Source organism: Hydrogenophaga sp. L99, assembly GCF_058731905.1.
Map to the genome: position 1 here is coordinate 3,121,016 of NZ_CM178972.1, position 16,485 is coordinate 3,137,500.

The 16,485-nt window shown below is 56.4% G+C and carries 8 protein-coding genes, 2 tRNA genes and 5 rRNA genes (1 of these 15 running past the window's edge); 4 read left to right on the plus strand and 11 right to left on the minus strand.

Going from position 1 to position 16,485, the window contains the following annotated elements:
- The first annotated feature begins 36 nt into the window (after positions 1–36).
- Positions 37–891: a phenylalanine 4-monooxygenase gene (gene phhA, locus AC4QBL_RS14835; protein ID WP_472907440.1), complete on the plus strand. Its 855-nt coding sequence runs from the start codon at positions 37–39 to the stop codon at positions 889–891.
- Here the strand turns inward: phhA and AC4QBL_RS14840 are convergent.
- A complete protein-coding gene (locus tag AC4QBL_RS14840; RefSeq protein WP_472907441.1) occupies positions 813–1,796 on the minus strand; it encodes an esterase/lipase family protein in 984 nt (327 codons plus the stop codon). The genes phhA and AC4QBL_RS14840 overlap by 79 nt on opposite strands.
- A gap of 125 nt (positions 1,797–1,921) precedes the next feature.
- Between AC4QBL_RS14840 and AC4QBL_RS14845 the strand changes: the two genes are divergently transcribed.
- From AC4QBL_RS14845 to AC4QBL_RS14855, 3 genes are all read left to right on the plus strand, one after another.
- Positions 1,922–2,656: an FFLEELY motif protein gene (locus tag AC4QBL_RS14845; protein ID WP_472907442.1), complete on the plus strand. Its 735-nt coding sequence runs from the start codon at positions 1,922–1,924 to the stop codon at positions 2,654–2,656.
- 126 nt (positions 2,657–2,782) lie between these two features.
- Complete coding sequence (locus AC4QBL_RS14850; protein WP_472907443.1) at positions 2,783–4,477, plus strand: AMP-binding protein; 1,695 nt, start codon at positions 2,783–2,785, stop codon at positions 4,475–4,477.
- 40 nt (positions 4,478–4,517) lie between these two features.
- Entirely contained in the window at positions 4,518–5,462 is a 945-nt protein-coding gene (locus tag AC4QBL_RS14855; protein ID WP_472907444.1) for an MBL fold metallo-hydrolase, read from the plus strand.
- A 79-nt stretch (positions 5,463–5,541) separates the two neighbouring features.
- Here the strand turns inward: AC4QBL_RS14855 and tnpC are convergent, their stop codons facing one another.
- From tnpC to AC4QBL_RS14905, 10 genes are all read right to left on the minus strand, one after another.
- Positions 5,542–7,056 (minus strand): IS66 family transposase, encoded by a 1,515-nt coding sequence (gene tnpC / locus AC4QBL_RS14860; RefSeq protein WP_472908506.1) that lies wholly within the window; start codon positions 7,054–7,056, stop codon positions 5,542–5,544.
- 81 nt (positions 7,057–7,137) lie between these two features.
- Positions 7,138–7,470 carry an IS66 family insertion sequence element accessory protein TnpB gene (gene tnpB / locus AC4QBL_RS14865; RefSeq protein ID WP_472908505.1) on the minus strand — a complete coding sequence of 111 codons (333 nt, stop codon included), beginning with the start codon at positions 7,468–7,470 and terminating at the stop codon, positions 7,138–7,140.
- The gene (gene tnpA / locus AC4QBL_RS14870) at positions 7,467–7,805 is read right to left on the minus strand and encodes an IS66-like element accessory protein TnpA (protein ID WP_472900638.1); all 339 of its coding nucleotides are present in this window, start codon (positions 7,803–7,805) and stop codon (positions 7,467–7,469) included. The genes tnpB and tnpA overlap by 4 nt, the downstream gene beginning before the upstream one ends.
- A 213-nt stretch (positions 7,806–8,018) precedes the next feature.
- Positions 8,019–8,131: ribosomal RNA gene (rrf, locus tag AC4QBL_RS14875) — 5S ribosomal RNA — on the minus strand.
- A 195-nt stretch (positions 8,132–8,326) separates the two neighbouring features.
- Positions 8,327–11,205 (minus strand): 23S ribosomal RNA (locus AC4QBL_RS14880).
- 380 nt (positions 11,206–11,585) lie between these two features.
- A tRNA-Ala gene (locus tag AC4QBL_RS14885) sits at positions 11,586–11,661 on the minus strand.
- Positions 11,662–11,712: 51 nt separating this feature from the next.
- Positions 11,713–11,789, minus strand: a tRNA-Ile gene (locus AC4QBL_RS14890).
- 164 nt (positions 11,790–11,953) lie between these two features.
- Positions 11,954–13,486: ribosomal RNA gene (locus AC4QBL_RS14895) — 16S ribosomal RNA — on the minus strand.
- A gap of 347 nt (positions 13,487–13,833) precedes the next feature.
- Positions 13,834–13,946 (minus strand): 5S ribosomal RNA (gene rrf, locus AC4QBL_RS14900).
- Positions 13,947–14,141: 195 nt separating this feature from the next.
- Positions 14,142–16,485 (minus strand): 23S ribosomal RNA (locus tag AC4QBL_RS14905) (it continues 535 nt past the right edge of the window).
- Together the 16S, 23S and 5S rRNA genes with 2 tRNA genes alongside form the textbook arrangement of a ribosomal RNA operon.

The following is a 16,485-nucleotide window of genomic DNA, read 5'->3' on the forward strand; positions in this document are numbered from 1 at the left end:
TTGTGTGGCACCCCGCTTGAATACCTGGAGACTCTGATGGCTTTTGAACCTGTGGTGTACGGCGCCAGCGACCGGCCCCCGCGCGGCGACTACGCGCGCGCCAGCGACGACTACACCTGCGCGCAAAACTGGGCGGCTTACACCGAGGCTGACCACGACACCTACCGTCGGCTCTTTGCCCGGCAGAGCGCGCTGCTGCCGGGCCTGGCCTGCGATGCGTTCATCGAGGCCCTGCCCTCGCTGGGTGCCAGCGACCAGATTCCGCGCTTTGAAGACATCAACGCGCGCCTGAAGCCAGCCACCGGCTGGGAGCTGGTAGCGGTACCGGGGCTGATCCCGGAGCGGCCGTTTTTCCAGCTGCTGGCAGACCGGCGCTTTCCCGTCACCGACTGGATTCGCCAGCCCGAAGAGTTCGACTACATCGTCGAACCGGACGTGTTCCACGACCTGTTTGGCCACGTGCCGCTGCTGTTCAACCCGGTGTTTGCCGACTATGTGCAGCGCTACGGTGCCGGCGGATTGAAGGCGCACGACCTGGGCGCGGGCGAGCTGTTGTCGCGCTTGTACTGGTACACAATTGAGTTCGGCCTGATTCAGCAAGCCGAGGGGCTGCGGGCTTACGGGGCCGGCATTTTGAGTTCCAGCGGCGAGTTGCGGCACAGCGTCACCAGTGCGCAACCTCAGCGCCTGGCGCTGGATCTGCTGCGCTGCATGCGCACGCGCTACAAAATTGACGACTACCAAGCCACCTACTTTGCAATCGACAGCTTTGACCAGCTGTTTGATCTGACGGCGCCCGACTTTGCGCCGCTCTACGAGGCCGTTGCTGCGCAAGGCGAGCTGGCGCCCGACGCCAGCACGGCCAGCGACTCGCGCATCACCCTGGGGTGAAACGCCATGGCCACATGCGCCGCGCCCGGTACCAGCCGGTTGTCGGCGCCGGGCAAGGTGGCGGTGGATGCGGGAAACACGATGTTGTCCGTGTTGGAATACCAGCAGATGAACTGGCGGTAAGGGGCGCCAGGCGACCGTTGCGACTCGATGCTAGCCAGCGCCCGCAGCCAAGGGTTGTGCAGCCGCATCTGACGGCCATTGGGCAAGTGGCTGAACTGCCCCAGCCAGGTGCCGTGGTGCGGTGTGCCGATGGTCAGCACCTGTTGCACCCGCGCTGCGTTGGCAGCGTCAGCGGCCAGCCAGGCCCGCGCCGCCAAGCCGCCCATGCTGTGACACACCAGCCGGGGTGCCTGCGCGCTCAAGGCCTCTGCCCGCCGAACCGCCGCTTCAATCAAGGGCACATAGTCATCAATGCTGCCAAATACCGGCTCCAGGTTGACCGACACGTAAGGCACGCCAATTCGGCGCAGCTCGCGCATCCAGGGGTGCCAAAACCCCCGGTTGCACACAAACCCGTGCACAAACAACACGGCAGCCATTTCGCTGGCCGGCTTGTCGTCCGCAGTGGCGACCGTGTCGGGCCATTGACGCCACCGAAAGGGTTGGCGCCAGGCAAATACCCTCGGTGCCATTCGCACCTCTTGCCACCACGCGCCCACCAGATCGGTCCAACGCGGGCGTGGGGCGGGGTCGCTTTGGTGCACCCAAGCCACAGCAAACAGTTCAAGCGCCAGCACCAACGCATAGCCGCCCAGCAGCAGCCCAACCCCTGCCCAAGCCAAGGCGGGCGAATGCGGCCACACAGTCACGCACCACGCGACCGCCGCCACCACCGCAATGCACACCGCCCATTGCTGCAAGCTAGCCAACCGCGAGTTCTCAAGAGACTGAAACTGAGCCATCGGCAGACTATCCCACGCTTTGCCTGGCGGTACACCTCTTGTGGCTTGTCTTGTGGCCAGGCTAGAGCGCGCACCCTAGGGTTGCCACAATCCTGCGGGCTGCACCGGGCTAAACTGACCTCCTTATGTCCACAGCAAGCCAAGCCGCCGATCGCATTCGCGTGCATCTGGCCCGTGTCTCGCAACTGCGCGAGCAGGCCAGCGCGGCAGGTCTTGCCCAAGCCGTGCACCAGGTCAAGCAGCTGCAGGCTGCGCGCTTTCGCGCCACTTACACCGACTTCCTGGCCGATACGCGCCATGCACCGGCAACCCGATTTTTTTTGGAAGAGCTGTACGGCGAGCACGATTTCCGGGAGCGAGACCGCCAATTTGGCCGTATCGCCAGCGCCATTGAACGCCTATTCCCGGAAGCCGTAGCCCAGCTGGCGGTGGATCTGGCCGAAACCCATGCGCTCACCGAAACGCTGGACCACCAACTGGCCAACCACTGGCTGGAACAAGACCCGGAAACACCTGCCGAGCGGCGTTACATCCAATGCTGGCGCCTCACCGGCCAGCACGCCGACCGCGATCGGCAGTTGGCCGTCGTGCTGCACATGGGCGCCGAGCTGCAGCGCCTCACCCGCATGGTTACCTTGCGGATGGCCCTGAAGATGATGCGCCGCCCGGCACAGGCCGCCGGCCTGTTCGCCCTTCAGCAGTTCCTGGAACGTGGCTTCGACGCCTTCGCCACCATGGGCGACGCCACGGGTTTTCTGACGGCGATTCAGCAACGCGAAAGGCGCTGGATCGACACCTTGTTTGACGCCGATGCCGCAACGGCATCACGACTGCTTCAAGCAGAACTCCTGCGCGCCTGAAACCGCAACTGGTGGCTGCCAAGGCCAAACTGTGCTTTCGGTGACATGGTGTTAGGGCCGTCCCTGTGCCGAATGCAACGATCAACCGCCAGAATGGTGACGTCATCAACGCACCCGCCCTGCCCTATGAACCGTCCTTGGCTAGCCCATTACCCACCCAGCGTTCCGCACACGGTGGATCCCGAGCAGTACCGATCCCTGGCGGCACTGCTTGAAGAATCGTTCAAGAAGAACGCCGCTCAACCGGTGACCGTCTGCATGGAGCAGTGGATGTCTTACGGCGAACTGGATGCGCACAGCGCCGCGCTAGGCGCCTGGCTGCAGTCCAAAGGGCTGCCGGCCGGTGCCCGGGTCGCCATCATGTTGCCCAACGTGCCGCAGTTTCTCGTCAGCATGGCGGCCATTTTGCGTGCGGGTTACACCGTGGTGAACGTCAACCCGCTGTACACGGCTCGTGAGCTGGAGCACCAGCTCAAAGACTCCGGCGCTGAAGCGATCGTCATTTTGGAGAATTTCGCCGGCACGCTCGAAGAAATCATCGATCACACCGCGATCCAGCATGTCGTGGTGGCCAGTCTCGGCGATTTACTGGGCTTTTGGTACGGCCGATGGATCAGTTTTGCAGTGCGCCACCTGGCCAAAATGGTCCCCCCCTTCAAACTGCCGCTGAGCGGCCCGCTTGGCCCCCGCACCATCGTGGGTTTCAAGCAAGCGCTCAAAGAGGGTGGCGAACGAGCGCTTAAACCCAGTCAGGCCACCCTGGATTCGACAGCGTTTTTACAGTACACCGGCGGAACCACCGGCCTATCCAAAGGCGCCGTGCTCACCCACCGCAACGTCATCGCAGCAATCTTGCAAGCCGAGGCCTGGTTCAACCCAGCCCTGCAGCGTTTGGGCGATCTGCGCAAGACCAACGCCATCGCGGCCCTCCCGCTGTACCACATTTTCGCGCTCACACTCAGTCTTCTGAACATGCGCTGGGGCGCCCACATGACGCTGATTCCCAATCCAAGGGACATCCCCAAACTCGTGGACACATTGAAGAAACGGCCTTTTCACATCCTCCCTGCCGTCAACACCCTGTTCAACGCGCTGCTGCAGAACCCCCAGTTCCGCCAACTAGACTTCTCATCCCTGGCTTTGTCGCAGGCTGGTGGCATGGCGGCATCCGAGGGTACGGCCCGGCAATGGCTGGCTGTCACCGGCAGCACCATGGTGGAAGGCTGGGGCATGAGCGAGACCTGCGCCATCGGCACCAACAACCCGGTCAACAACCGAGATTTCACTGGCACCATCGGATTGCCCCTTCCGGGCATCGACATTGCCATCAAAGATGACCAGGGGTTGGATGTGACACTGGGCACAGCAGGGGAGATCTGTATTCGCGGTCCCAACGTCATGACCGGTTACTTCAACCAACCCGCCGAAACGGCCCAAGCCTTCACCTCCGATGGCTACATGCGCACAGGTGATATCGGCGTGATGGATACAAACGGGTACACACGAATCGTCGACCGCAAAAAGGACATGATTCTCGTCTCCGGGTTCAATGTGTTTCCAAACGAGCTTGAGAACGTGATCTCTTTGTGCCCAGGTGTGCTCGAATGCGCGGCGATCGGCGTCGCAGACGAAACCCAGGGTGAAGCCGTCAAGGTGTTCGTTGTCCGTTCCGACCCAAGCCTACGAGAGGAGGACGTAGCCCGTTATTGCCACGACAACCTCACCGGTTACAAGCGACCCAAGCACATCGAGTTCCGCGACGAACTGCCCAAGACGAACGTCGGGAAAATCTTGCGCCGTGCCCTTCGGGCTGCATCGTAATCACCAAAATATTCAACACCCACTTTCAGCGGACACATTCTTGAATAAAAGTTCACCTTCAATCCCCGAGCAACTGGCATCTGCTGGCGTTTCGGTTGTTGAGCGAGGCTGGCTGTCAGCAAACAATGTCGTTGTTCAAGGCGATGGACCCACCGCCTTGGTGGACACTGGTTACTGGACGCATGCTGAGCAAACCTTGGCCTTGGTGGATCACGCATTAAGCGGCCACCCCTTGGACCTCATTCTCAATACACACTTGCACAGTGACCATTGCGGCGGAAATGCAGCGCTCCAGAAACGGTACACGAACGCCACAACTCTCATTCCCCCAGGCCACGCAAGCCATGTCGCCGACTGGAACCCCGTCGCTTTAACCTACGAACCAACAGGGCAACACTGCCCACAATTTAGCTTCGACGCCGTGTTAACGCCAGGCACAACCATAAGGCTAGGACCATTGGATTGGCAAATCCACGCCGCGAAGGGGCACGATCCACACTCCATCATCCTCTTCCAAGAAGACCACAGGCTCCTCATCTCCGCAGATGCACTCTGGGAGAACGGATTCGGCGTGGTTTTCCCAGAGTTAGAAGCGATATCAGCCTTTGACGAGGTGGCTGAAACCCTCAGCCTCATAGAAGAACTGAACCCGCTAACAGTCATTCCTGGACATGGCCCTATCTTTCAAGACACAAAAGAAGCATTGCAGCGGGCGCGAAACAAGCTCGATTACTTTGTGAAAAATCCGGTCAAACACCACAGACATGGTCTAAAGGTTTTGATCAAATACAAATTGCTGGAATGGCAATCGATTGAATTCGATCAACTGTTTGATTGGAGCGCAAACACCACCTACCTGCTGGCCGCCATGCCATCCAAAGGTGCAGACCGCAAATCAGACACCGCCTGGATCTTGGGCCTGCTAAGCGAACTACAGCAGAGCAAAGCGTTGACGATAGAAAACAATGTGATCCGAAATTGCTAGGGCCCGTATCTGGCAGTAAGCGGACGGCGATCCCACCCCGCCCGTACGACAAGGCCGTTCCCCACCTGAGAATGCGCTATCAGGTTGGCTGCCAGTGGTGCGGCAGCAACTCGCCGATCTGGCTGGCGCGCTGCATGGGCAGGCGTGCCATCACATCGCGCAGGTAGGCGTAGGGGTCGTGCCCGTTCATGCGCGCTGACTGGATCAGGCTCATGACGGCCGCTGCCCGCTGGCCCGCGCGCAGGCTGCCAGCGAAGAGCCAGTTGTTGCGGCCAATGGCAATCGGCCGGATCTGGTTCTCGATCCAGTTGTTGTCCACGGGCAATTGCCCATCCCCCACGAACCGGGTCAATGCATCCCAGCGCCGCAGGCTGTATTCCAGCGCCTTGGCGCTCGCTGAGCCCTCGGGCACCTTCTGACGTTGCAGCACCATCCACTGGTGCAAGGCATCGAGCAGCGGCTTCGTTTGCTGTTGCCGGATGGCTTGGCGCTGATCGGTCTGCAGCGCCTTGACCTCACGCTCGATCTCGTAGACCCGCGCGAACTGCTGCAGCGCGAACTCGGCGATCTGGCTCTGGTTCGCTGCGTGCAGGTCAAAGAACTTGCGCCGTGCGTGCGCCAGGCAGCCGACCTCGGTCACGCCACTGGCGATCAAGGCTTTGTAGCCGCTGAAGTCGTCACAGGTCAGGCTGCCTCTCCAGTCGCCCAGAAAGCGCCGGGCATGTTCGCCCGAGCGCGATTCGCAGAAGTCGTAGACGACCACCCTGGTGTTCTCGAAGGCGCCCGTGGCATAGGCCCAGAGGTAAGCCCGGTGCGTTTTGCCATTGCCGGGTTTGAGCATCGCCACCGGCGTCTCGTCGGCATGCAGCACGCTGTGCTGCAGCAGCTCGGCCTTCATCGCGTCCACCAGCGGCTGCAACTGCACGCCACAGGAGCCCACCCATTGCGCGAGCGTGGAACGCGGGATCGCCAAACCGGCGCGACCAAAGATCGCTTCCTGGCGGTACAGCGGCAGGTGGTCGGCGTACTTGGCCACCAGCACCTGCGCCAGCAGCCCGGTGGTGGGGATGCCCTTATCGATGACGTGAGGATCGACAGGGACTTGGGTGAGCGTCTCGCACTTCGAGCACGCCCACTTGCCCCGGATGTGGCGCTCCACGGTGAACACGCCGGGCACGTAGTCCAGCTTCTCGGCCACGTCCTCGCCCACGCGCAACATCCGGCAGCCGCAGGCGCAAGTGGTGGACTCGGGCTCATGGCGGATCTCGCGCCGCGGCAGGTTTGCCGGCAGCGGCGCGCGCTTCGGCGCCTTCTTATCTTCCAGCTTGGCGGGCGCCTGCGCTTCCTGCAGCGCATCGATCTCCGTGGCCACGGCCGCCAGGTCGGCCTCGATCTCGTCTTCGAGCAAGCTCTTCTGCTCGGGGTTGAAGCGCTCGGACTGAGCGGCGAACTTCATGCGCTTCAGAAGCGCGTTCTCGTGCGTGAGTTTGTCCAGCAGCGCGCTCTGGTGGCGCAGTTGCGTCATGAGGCGCGTGGTCAGCTCACGCAGCTCTTGTGCGCTCAGGCTCTGCAGGGATTGAGGCTCGACCACCATGGGTATTCACTGTGCCAGCACTGGCACGCGCGCACCATTGGCGCATGCCCCAATTGGCAAGCACCGGTCTGCGCTTCAGAGTCAGACCACGGTGATGACACCACCGTCGGCCAGGCGCTGCCAGGGCAGGCCCAGCACCAGCGCATCAAACTGCGCACGGGTCAGCGCGGCGGTGCTGGCCGTATCACGCGGCCAGACGAACTTGCCGCTGTTCAGGCGCCGCGCCGCCAGCCACACACCGATGCCGTCGTGCACCAGCACCTTCATGCGGTTGGCGCGCCGATTGGCGAACAGGTACGCGTGGTGCGGGTGCGCTGCGCCGAAGACCGACACCACACGGGCCAGCGCTGATTCGGTGCCCGCTCGCATGTCCAGCGGTTCGGTGGCCAACCACAAGGCATCCACACGTATCATTTGAGCAACTCTCGCATCCACACCGAGCAATGCTCGGCCGCGGCCAGCGGCCAGGTCACGCAGACGTTGGTAGCGCCACGGCGCACCTCGATTCGGATGTCTGGTGCGGGTGCGAACGCGAGAGGTGGCATCGGCACCGGAACGAATGCGGGAGCCTGCGGGGCAGGCAGCGCACCACCACTTTGGCTGCGCCACTTGTGAACAACATTGGCGTTGATGCCGTGGGACAGGGCAATGCGGGCCACCGAGGCACCCGGCTCGGCGCACTGAGCGAGGATCTGCTGTTTGAGCTCGGCGCCGTACCGCCGGCGGGTCTTCTTCTTGGCTTCATTCATGGTGTCCACCTATTTCGTTTGGTGGACACCATCGTTGCCGCTTAAGCCAAGATCTTCAAGGGTGGGATGACCGCGCGCTTACATCTGGCATGCACATCCAAGCACAGTACCGGATACCGAACTCACGGTCTATCGGCGCGAAGTATTTAAGAATCCAGAAAGCCCAAACCCCCAGGTACACGGGGTACGAGGGGGTTTGGGGGGCTGGTAAGAGCCTGACGATGACCTACTTTCACACGGGAATCCGCACTATCATCGGCGCAAAGTCGTTTCACTGTCCTGTTCGGGATGGGAAGGAGTGGTACCAACTTGCTATGGTCGTCAGGCATAAAGGGTTGCCGCTGCAGCACGAGGGTGCTACGGCGACGAATTCATAGAGCTTCGAATCAGCTGTCTTTTTGATTGCTGCCAACGTTATGGATCAACGGTGTTGAATTCCATAAGGGCATAACTGGACTACAAACGGTTGTGTATTGTAGTCGGGTGACATTCAAACTGTTGATGGATTAGATCAAAGTTATAGGGTCAAGCCTCACGAGCAATTAGTACTGGTTAGCTTAACGCATTACTGCGCTTCCACACCCAGCCTATCAACGTCCTGGTCTTGAACGACTCTTTAGGGGGCTCAAGGCCCCGGCAGATCTCATCTTGGAACGAGTTTCCCGCTTAGATGCTTTCAGCGGTTATCTCTTCCGCACTTAGCTACCCGGCAATGCCACTGGCGTGACAACCGGTACACCAGAGGTGCGTCCACTCCGGTCCTCTCGTACTAGGAGCAGGCTTCCTCAAATCTGCAGCGCCCACGGAAGATAGGGACCAAACTGTCTCACGACGTTTTAAACCCAGCTCACGTACCTCTTTAAATGGCGAACAGCCATACCCTTGGGACCGGCTACAGCCCCAGGATGAGATGAGCCGACATCGAGGTGCCAAACACCGCCGTCGATATGAACTCTTGGGCGGTATCAGCCTGTTATCCCCAGAGTACCTTTTATCCGTTGAGCGATGGCCCTTCCATACAGAACCACCGGATCACTATGTCCTGCTTTCGCATCTGCTCGACTTGTCAGTCTCGCAGTTAAGCACGCTTATGCCATTGCACTATTAGCACGATGTCCGACCGTACCTAGCGTACCTTCGAACTCCTCCGTTACACTTTGGGAGGAGACCGCCCCAGTCAAACTGCCTACCATGCACTGTCCCCGATCCAGATAATGGACCTAGGTTAGAACCTCAAACACACCAGGGTGGTATTTCAACGTTGGCTCCACAAGATCTAGCGACCCTGCTTCAAAGCCTCCCACCTATCCTACACAGATCTGTTCAAAATTCAATACAAAGCTACAGTAAAGGTTCATGGGGTCTTTCCGTCTTTCCGCGGGGAGATTGCATCATCACAAACATTTCAACTTCGCTGAGTCTCAGGAGGAGACAGTGTGGCCATCGTTACGCCATTCGTGCAGGTCGGAACTTACCCGACAAGGAATTTCGCTACCTTAGGACCGTTATAGTTACGGCCGCCGTTTACTGGGACTTCGATCAAGAGCTTGCACCCCATCAATTAATCTTCCAGCACCGGGCAGGCGTCACACCCTATACGTCCACTTTCGTGTTTGCAGAGTGCTGTGTTTTTAATAAACAGTCGCAGCCACCAATTTTTTGCAACCCGTTCGTGCTCAGATGTTCTCATCACACTACAAGGGCACACCTTCTTCCGAAGTTACGGTGTCAATTTGCCGAGTTCCTTCTCCTGAGTTCTCTCAAGCGCCTTAGAATACTCATCTCGCGCACCAGTGTCGGTTTGCGGTACGGTCAATTACAAGCTGAAGCTTAGTGGCTTTTCCTGGGACCTCGTTCAGTTACTTCGCGAGCAAGCTCGCTCGATCAATGGCCTCGGTATATGACACGCGGATTTGCCTACGTGTCGCCTACATCCATCTAAACCGGCACATCCAACCGCCGGATAACCTATTAAGATCCGTCCCCACATCGCACTTGTAATCGGTACAGGAATATTGACCTGTTTCCCATCAGCTACGCATCTCTGCCTCGCCTTAGGGGCCGACTCACCCTACGCCGATGAACGTTGCGTAGGAAACCTTGCGCTTACGGCGAGGGGGCTTTTCACCCCCTTTAACGCTACTCATGTCAGCATTCGCACTTCTGATACCTCCAGCATCCTTTACAAGATACCTTCACAGGCTTACAGAACGCTCTCCTACCACTTGCAATAAATTGCAAATCCGCAGCTTCGGTAACTGGCTTAGCCCCGTTACATCTTCCGCGCAGGACGACTCGATCAGTGAGCTATTACGCTTTCTTTAAATGATGGCTGCTTCTAAGCCAACATCCTGACTGTTTTAGCCTTCCCACTTCGTTTCCCACTTAGCCCGTTTTAGGGACCTTAGCTGGCGGTCTGGGTTGTTTCCCTCTTGAGTCCGGACGTTAGCACCCGGTGCTCTGTCTCCCAAGCTGTACTCGTCGGTATTCGGAGTTTGCCTTGGTTTGGTAAGTCGCCATGACCCCCTAGCCAAAACAGTGCTCTACCCCCGACGGTAATACTTGAGGCACTACCTAAATAGTTTTCGGAGAGAACCAGCTATTTCCAAGTTTGTTTAGCCTTTCACCCCTATCCACAGCTCATCCGCTAATTTTGCAACATTAGTCGGTTCGGACCTCCAGTACCTGTTACGGCACCTTCATCCTGGCCATGGATAGATCACTTGGTTTCGGGTCTACACCCAGCGACTGATTCGCCCTATTCGGACTCGATTTCTCTACGGCTTCCCTATTCGGTTAACCTTGCCACTGAATGTAAGTCGCTGACCCATTATACAAAAGGTACGCAGTCACCCCTTTCGAGGCTCCTACTTTTTGTAAGCATGCGGTTTCAGGATCTATTTCACTCCCCTCCCGGGGTTCTTTTCGCCTTTCCCTCACGGTACTTGTTCACTATCGGTCGATGATGAGTATTTAGCCTTGGAGGATGGTCCCCCCATATTCAGACAGGATTTCTCGTGTCCCGCCCTACTTGTCGTTAGCTCAGTACCACACGTCTCTTTTCACATACAGGGCTATCACCTTCTTTGGCCGGCCTTTCCATGCCGTTTTGTTAAGTGTCGTGCTATCACTAACAGGCTCTTCCGATTTCGCTCGCCACTACTTTCGGAATCTCGGTTGATGTCTTTTCCTCGAGCTACTGAGATGTTTCAGTTCACCCGGTTCGCCTCGCATACCTATGTATTCAGTATGCGATACCTACTGCTAGGTGGGTTTCCCCATTCGGAAATCTCCGGATCAAAGCTAATTTGCCAGCTCCCCGAAGCTTATCGCAGGCTATCACGTCCTTCGTCGCCTATCATCGCCAAGGCATCCACCACATGCTCTTATTCACTTGACCCTATAACTTTGACGTCTTGCCAGTTCGTTCAAACCAACAAAACACAATCGTCACATCAAGAGAATGTCTGTCAGGTCTCACACCTGACGCGTTATGCCGTTTCAATTTATATCTTTTGACTAAATTGAATATTCGTTGACGCAATCAAAAATTCTTGTTGCTGATGGCACGGTCTGCACGAAACCTTTACGAATGTGCAGTTTCCATCAGCAACGCTGATTCGACTCTATGAATTTTTAAAGAACAGCCGTTGCAATCCGAAGATCGCTTGAAGATCGATAGATACCGATCAACATCAAAATACCCTGCAGCACAGGATGCTTTGATGTTGAGACAGACAAGTGTTGCACTGCATGACAGGCAGCACCAACAGGTGTGGATGGTGGAGGATGACGGGATCGAACCGACGACCCCCTGCTTGCAAAGCAGGTGCTCTCCCAGCTGAGCTAATCCCCCAGGATAACCGTCAACGTTTTGGTCAGACAGCGCTCAGACAGCAGACCCACTTGGTGGGTCTGGTTGGTCTCGAACCAACGACCCCCGCCTTATCAAGACGGTGCTCTAACCAACTGAGCTACAGACCCAAGCCGGTCACTAGTAACCTGGTTTGACCCAGATCGCTGGCGACTTCCTTCCAACAACCGATAAGTGTGAGCGTTTGAGCTTGATTGCTTGATCCACTGCCGCTCTCAGCATCCAACCCTGCAAGCAGGGCCGTCAAACCAAGAACTGGTGTGGATTTTTCCAGAAAGGAGGTGATCCAGCCGCACCTTCCGATACGGCTACCTTGTTACGACTTCACCCCAGTCACGAACCCCGCCGTGGTAATCGCCCTCCTTGCGGTTAGGCTAACTACTTCTGGCGAGACCCGCTCCCATGGTGTGACGGGCGGTGTGTACAAGACCCGGGAACGTATTCACCGTGACATGCTGATCCACGATTACTAGCGATTCCGACTTCACGCAGTCGAGTTGCAGACTGCGATCCGGACTACGACCGGCTTTGATGGATTGGCTCCCCCTCGCGGGTTTGCGACCCTTTGTACCGGCCATTGTATGACGTGTGTAGCCCCACCTATAAGGGCCATGAGGACTTGACGTCATCCCCACCTTCCTCCGGTTTGTCACCGGCAGTCTCATTAGAGTGCCCAACTGAATGTAGCAACTAATGACAAGGGTTGCGCTCGTTGCGGGACTTAACCCAACATCTCACGACACGAGCTGACGACAGCCATGCAGCACCTGTGTTATGGCTCTCTTTCGAGCACGAATCCATCTCTGGAAACTTCCATACATGTCAAAGGTGGGTAAGGTTTTTCGCGTTGCATCGAATTAAACCACATCATCCACCGCTTGTGCGGGTCCCCGTCAATTCCTTTGAGTTTCAACCTTGCGGCCGTACTCCCCAGGCGGTCAACTTCACGCGTTAGCTTCGTTACTGAGTCAGAAGAGACCCAACAACCAGTTGACATCGTTTAGGGCGTGGACTACCAGGGTATCTAATCCTGTTTGCTCCCCACGCTTTCGTGCATGAGCGTCAGTGCAGGCCCAGGGGATTGCCTTCGCCATCGGTGTTCCTCCGCATATCTACGCATTTCACTGCTACACGCGGAATTCCATCCCCCTCTGCCGCACTCCAGCTTTGCAGTCACAATCGCCATTCCCAGGTTGAGCCCGGGGATTTCACGACTGTCTTACAAAACCGCCTGCGCACGCTTTACGCCCAGTAATTCCGATTAACGCTTGCACCCTACGTATTACCGCGGCTGCTGGCACGTAGTTAGCCGGTGCTTATTCTTACGGTACCGTCATTAGCAAACTGTATTAGAGCTCGCCGTTTCGTTCCATACAAAAGCAGTTTACAACCCGAAGGCCTTCTTCCTGCACGCGGCATTGCTGGATCAGGCTTGCGCCCATTGTCCAAAATTCCCCACTGCTGCCTCCCGTAGGAGTCTGGACCGTGTCTCAGTTCCAGTGTGGCTGGTCGTCCTCTCAGACCAGCTACAGATCGTCGGCTTGGTGAGCCTTTACCCCACCAACTACCTAATCTGACATCGGCCGCTCCAATCGCGCGAGGCCTTACGGTCCCCCGCTTTCATCCTTAGATCGTATGCGGTATTAGCGCAGCTTTCGCTGCGTTATCCCCCACGACTGGGCACGTTCCGATGCATTACTCACCCGTTCGCCACTCGTCAGCACCTTGCGGCCTGTTACCGTTCGACTTGCATGTGTAAAGCATGCCGCCAGCGTTCAATCTGAGCCAGGATCAAACTCTTTAGTTCGATCTTGAATTTACTCATAAAAACGCAAACGAAGTAAACTTCATTTCTATTCTCATGAACGTTTAAAGTCTTGCGACTTGGATTCCGAAGAATCCGTTTTCGCAATCGCCTTCAAACGCCCACGCTTATCGGCTGTATATTTTTAATGATCCAACAAACTCAGCAGCACTTGCCACCTCATCCGTCTTGCTTAGCTGCGATCAGCTGAGCCTCGTATTATGACACAGTTTTTAGCGTCTTTGCAAATTTCTTTTTGAAGCTTACAAGACAAAACACATGCCTACACTTATATAAAGCCCAAACCCCCAGGTACACGGGGTACGAGGGGGTTTGGGGGGCTGGTAAGAGCCTGACGATGACCTACTTTCACACGGGAATCCGCACTATCATCGGCGCAAAGTCGTTTCACTGTCCTGTTCGGGATGGGAAGGAGTGGTACCAACTTGCTATGGTCGTCAGGCATAAAGGGTTGCCGCTGCAGCACGAGGGTGCTACGGCGACGAATTCATAGAGCTTCGAATCAGCTGTCTTTTTGATTGCTGCCAACGTTATGGATCAACGGTGTTGAATTCCATAAGGGCATAACTGGACTACAAACGGTTGTGTATTGTAGTCGGGTGACATTCAAACTGTTGATGGATTAGATCAAAGTTATAGGGTCAAGCCTCACGAGCAATTAGTACTGGTTAGCTTAACGCATTACTGCGCTTCCACACCCAGCCTATCAACGTCCTGGTCTTGAACGACTCTTTAGGGGGCTCAAGGCCCCGGCAGATCTCATCTTGGAACGAGTTTCCCGCTTAGATGCTTTCAGCGGTTATCTCTTCCGCACTTAGCTACCCGGCAATGCCACTGGCGTGACAACCGGTACACCAGAGGTGCGTCCACTCCGGTCCTCTCGTACTAGGAGCAGGCTTCCTCAAATCTGCAGCGCCCACGGAAGATAGGGACCAAACTGTCTCACGACGTTTTAAACCCAGCTCACGTACCTCTTTAAATGGCGAACAGCCATACCCTTGGGACCGGCTACAGCCCCAGGATGAGATGAGCCGACATCGAGGTGCCAAACACCGCCGTCGATATGAACTCTTGGGCGGTATCAGCCTGTTATCCCCAGAGTACCTTTTATCCGTTGAGCGATGGCCCTTCCATACAGAACCACCGGATCACTATGTCCTGCTTTCGCATCTGCTCGACTTGTCAGTCTCGCAGTTAAGCACGCTTATGCCATTGCACTATTAGCACGATGTCCGACCGTACCTAGCGTACCTTCGAACTCCTCCGTTACACTTTGGGAGGAGACCGCCCCAGTCAAACTGCCTACCATGCACTGTCCCCGATCCAGATAATGGACCTAGGTTAGAACCTCAAACACACCAGGGTGGTATTTCAACGTTGGCTCCACAAGATCTAGCGACCCTGCTTCAAAGCCTCCCACCTATCCTACACAGATCTGTTCAAAATTCAATACAAAGCTACAGTAAAGGTTCATGGGGTCTTTCCGTCTTTCCGCGGGGAGATTGCATCATCACAAACATTTCAACTTCGCTGAGTCTCAGGAGGAGACAGTGTGGCCATCGTTACGCCATTCGTGCAGGTCGGAACTTACCCGACAAGGAATTTCGCTACCTTAGGACCGTTATAGTTACGGCCGCCGTTTACTGGGACTTCGATCAAGAGCTTGCACCCCATCAATTAATCTTCCAGCACCGGGCAGGCGTCACACCCTATACGTCCACTTTCGTGTTTGCAGAGTGCTGTGTTTTTAATAAACAGTCGCAGCCACCAATTTTTTGCAACCCGTTCGTGCTCAGATGTTCTCATCACACTACAAGGGCACACCTTCTTCCGAAGTTACGGTGTCAATTTGCCGAGTTCCTTCTCCTGAGTTCTCTCAAGCGCCTTAGAATACTCATCTCGCGCACCAGTGTCGGTTTGCGGTACGGTCAATTACAAGCTGAAGCTTAGTGGCTTTTCCTGGGACCTCGTTCAGTTACTTCGCGAGCAAGCTCGCTCGATCAATGGCCTCGGTATATGACACGCGGATTTGCCTACGTGTCGCCTACATCCATCTAAACCGGCACATCCAACCGCCGGATAACCTATTAAGATCCGTCCCCACATCGCACTTGTAATCGGTACAGGAATATTGACCTGTTTCCCATCAGCTACGCATCTCTGCCTCGCCTTAGGGGCCGACTCACCCTACGCCGATGAACGTTGCGTAGGAAACCTTGCGCTTACGGCGAGGGGGCTTTTCACCCCCTTTAACGCTACTCATGTCAGCATTCGCACTTCTGATACCTCCAGCATCCTTTACAAGATACCTTCACAGGCTTACAGAACGCTCTCCTACCACTTGCAATAAATTGCAAATCCGCAGCTTCGGTAACTGGCTTAGCCCCGTTACATCTTCCGCGCAGGACGACTCGATCAGTGAGCTATTACGCTTTCTTTAAATGATGGCTGCTTCTAAGCCAACATCCTGACTGTTTTAGCCTTCCCACTTCGTTTCCCACTTAGCCCGTTTTAGGGACCTTAGCTGGCGGTCTGGGTTGTTTCCCTCTTGAGTCCGGACGTTAGCACCCGGTGCTCTGTCTCCCAAGCTGTACTCGTCGGTATTCGGAGTTTGCCTTGGTTTGGTAAGTCGCCATGACCCCCTAGCCAAAACAGTGCTCTACCCCCGACGGTAATACTTGAGGCACTACCTAAATAGTTTTCGGAGAGAACCAGCTATTTCCAAGTTTGTTTAGCCTTTCACCCCTATCCACAGCTCATCCGCTAATTTTGCAACATTAGTCGGTTCGGACCTCCAGTACCTGTTACGGCACCTTCATCCTGGCCATGGATAGATCACTTGGTTTCGGGTCTACACCCAGCGACTGATTCGCCCTATTCGGACTCGATTTCTCTACGGCTTCCCTATTCGGTTAACCTTGCCACTGAATGTAAGTCGCTGACCCATTATACAAAAGGTACGCAGTCACCCCTTTCGAGGC

Excerpts from the sequence above, each read along its gene's own strand:
- AC4QBL_RS14845 (WP_472907442.1), top strand. The coding sequence starts at position 1,922 with ATGTCCACAGCAAGCCAAGCCGCCGATCGCATTCGCGTGCATCTGGCC.
- tnpA (WP_472900638.1), bottom strand. The coding sequence starts at position 7,805 with ATGAATGAAGCCAAGAAGAAGACCCGCCGGCGGTACGGCGCCGAGCTC.
- tnpC (WP_472908506.1), bottom strand. The coding sequence starts at position 7,056 with ATGGTGGTCGAGCCTCAATCCCTGCAGAGCCTGAGCGCACAAGAGCTG.
- AC4QBL_RS14840 (WP_472907441.1), bottom strand. The coding sequence starts at position 1,796 with ATGGCTCAGTTTCAGTCTCTTGAGAACTCGCGGTTGGCTAGCTTGCAG.
- phhA (WP_472907440.1), top strand. The coding sequence starts at position 37 with ATGGCTTTTGAACCTGTGGTGTACGGCGCCAGCGACCGGCCCCCGCGC.
- tnpB (WP_472908505.1), bottom strand. The coding sequence starts at position 7,470 with ATGATACGTGTGGATGCCTTGTGGTTGGCCACCGAACCGCTGGACATG.
- AC4QBL_RS14850 (WP_472907443.1), top strand. The coding sequence starts at position 2,783 with ATGAACCGTCCTTGGCTAGCCCATTACCCACCCAGCGTTCCGCACACG.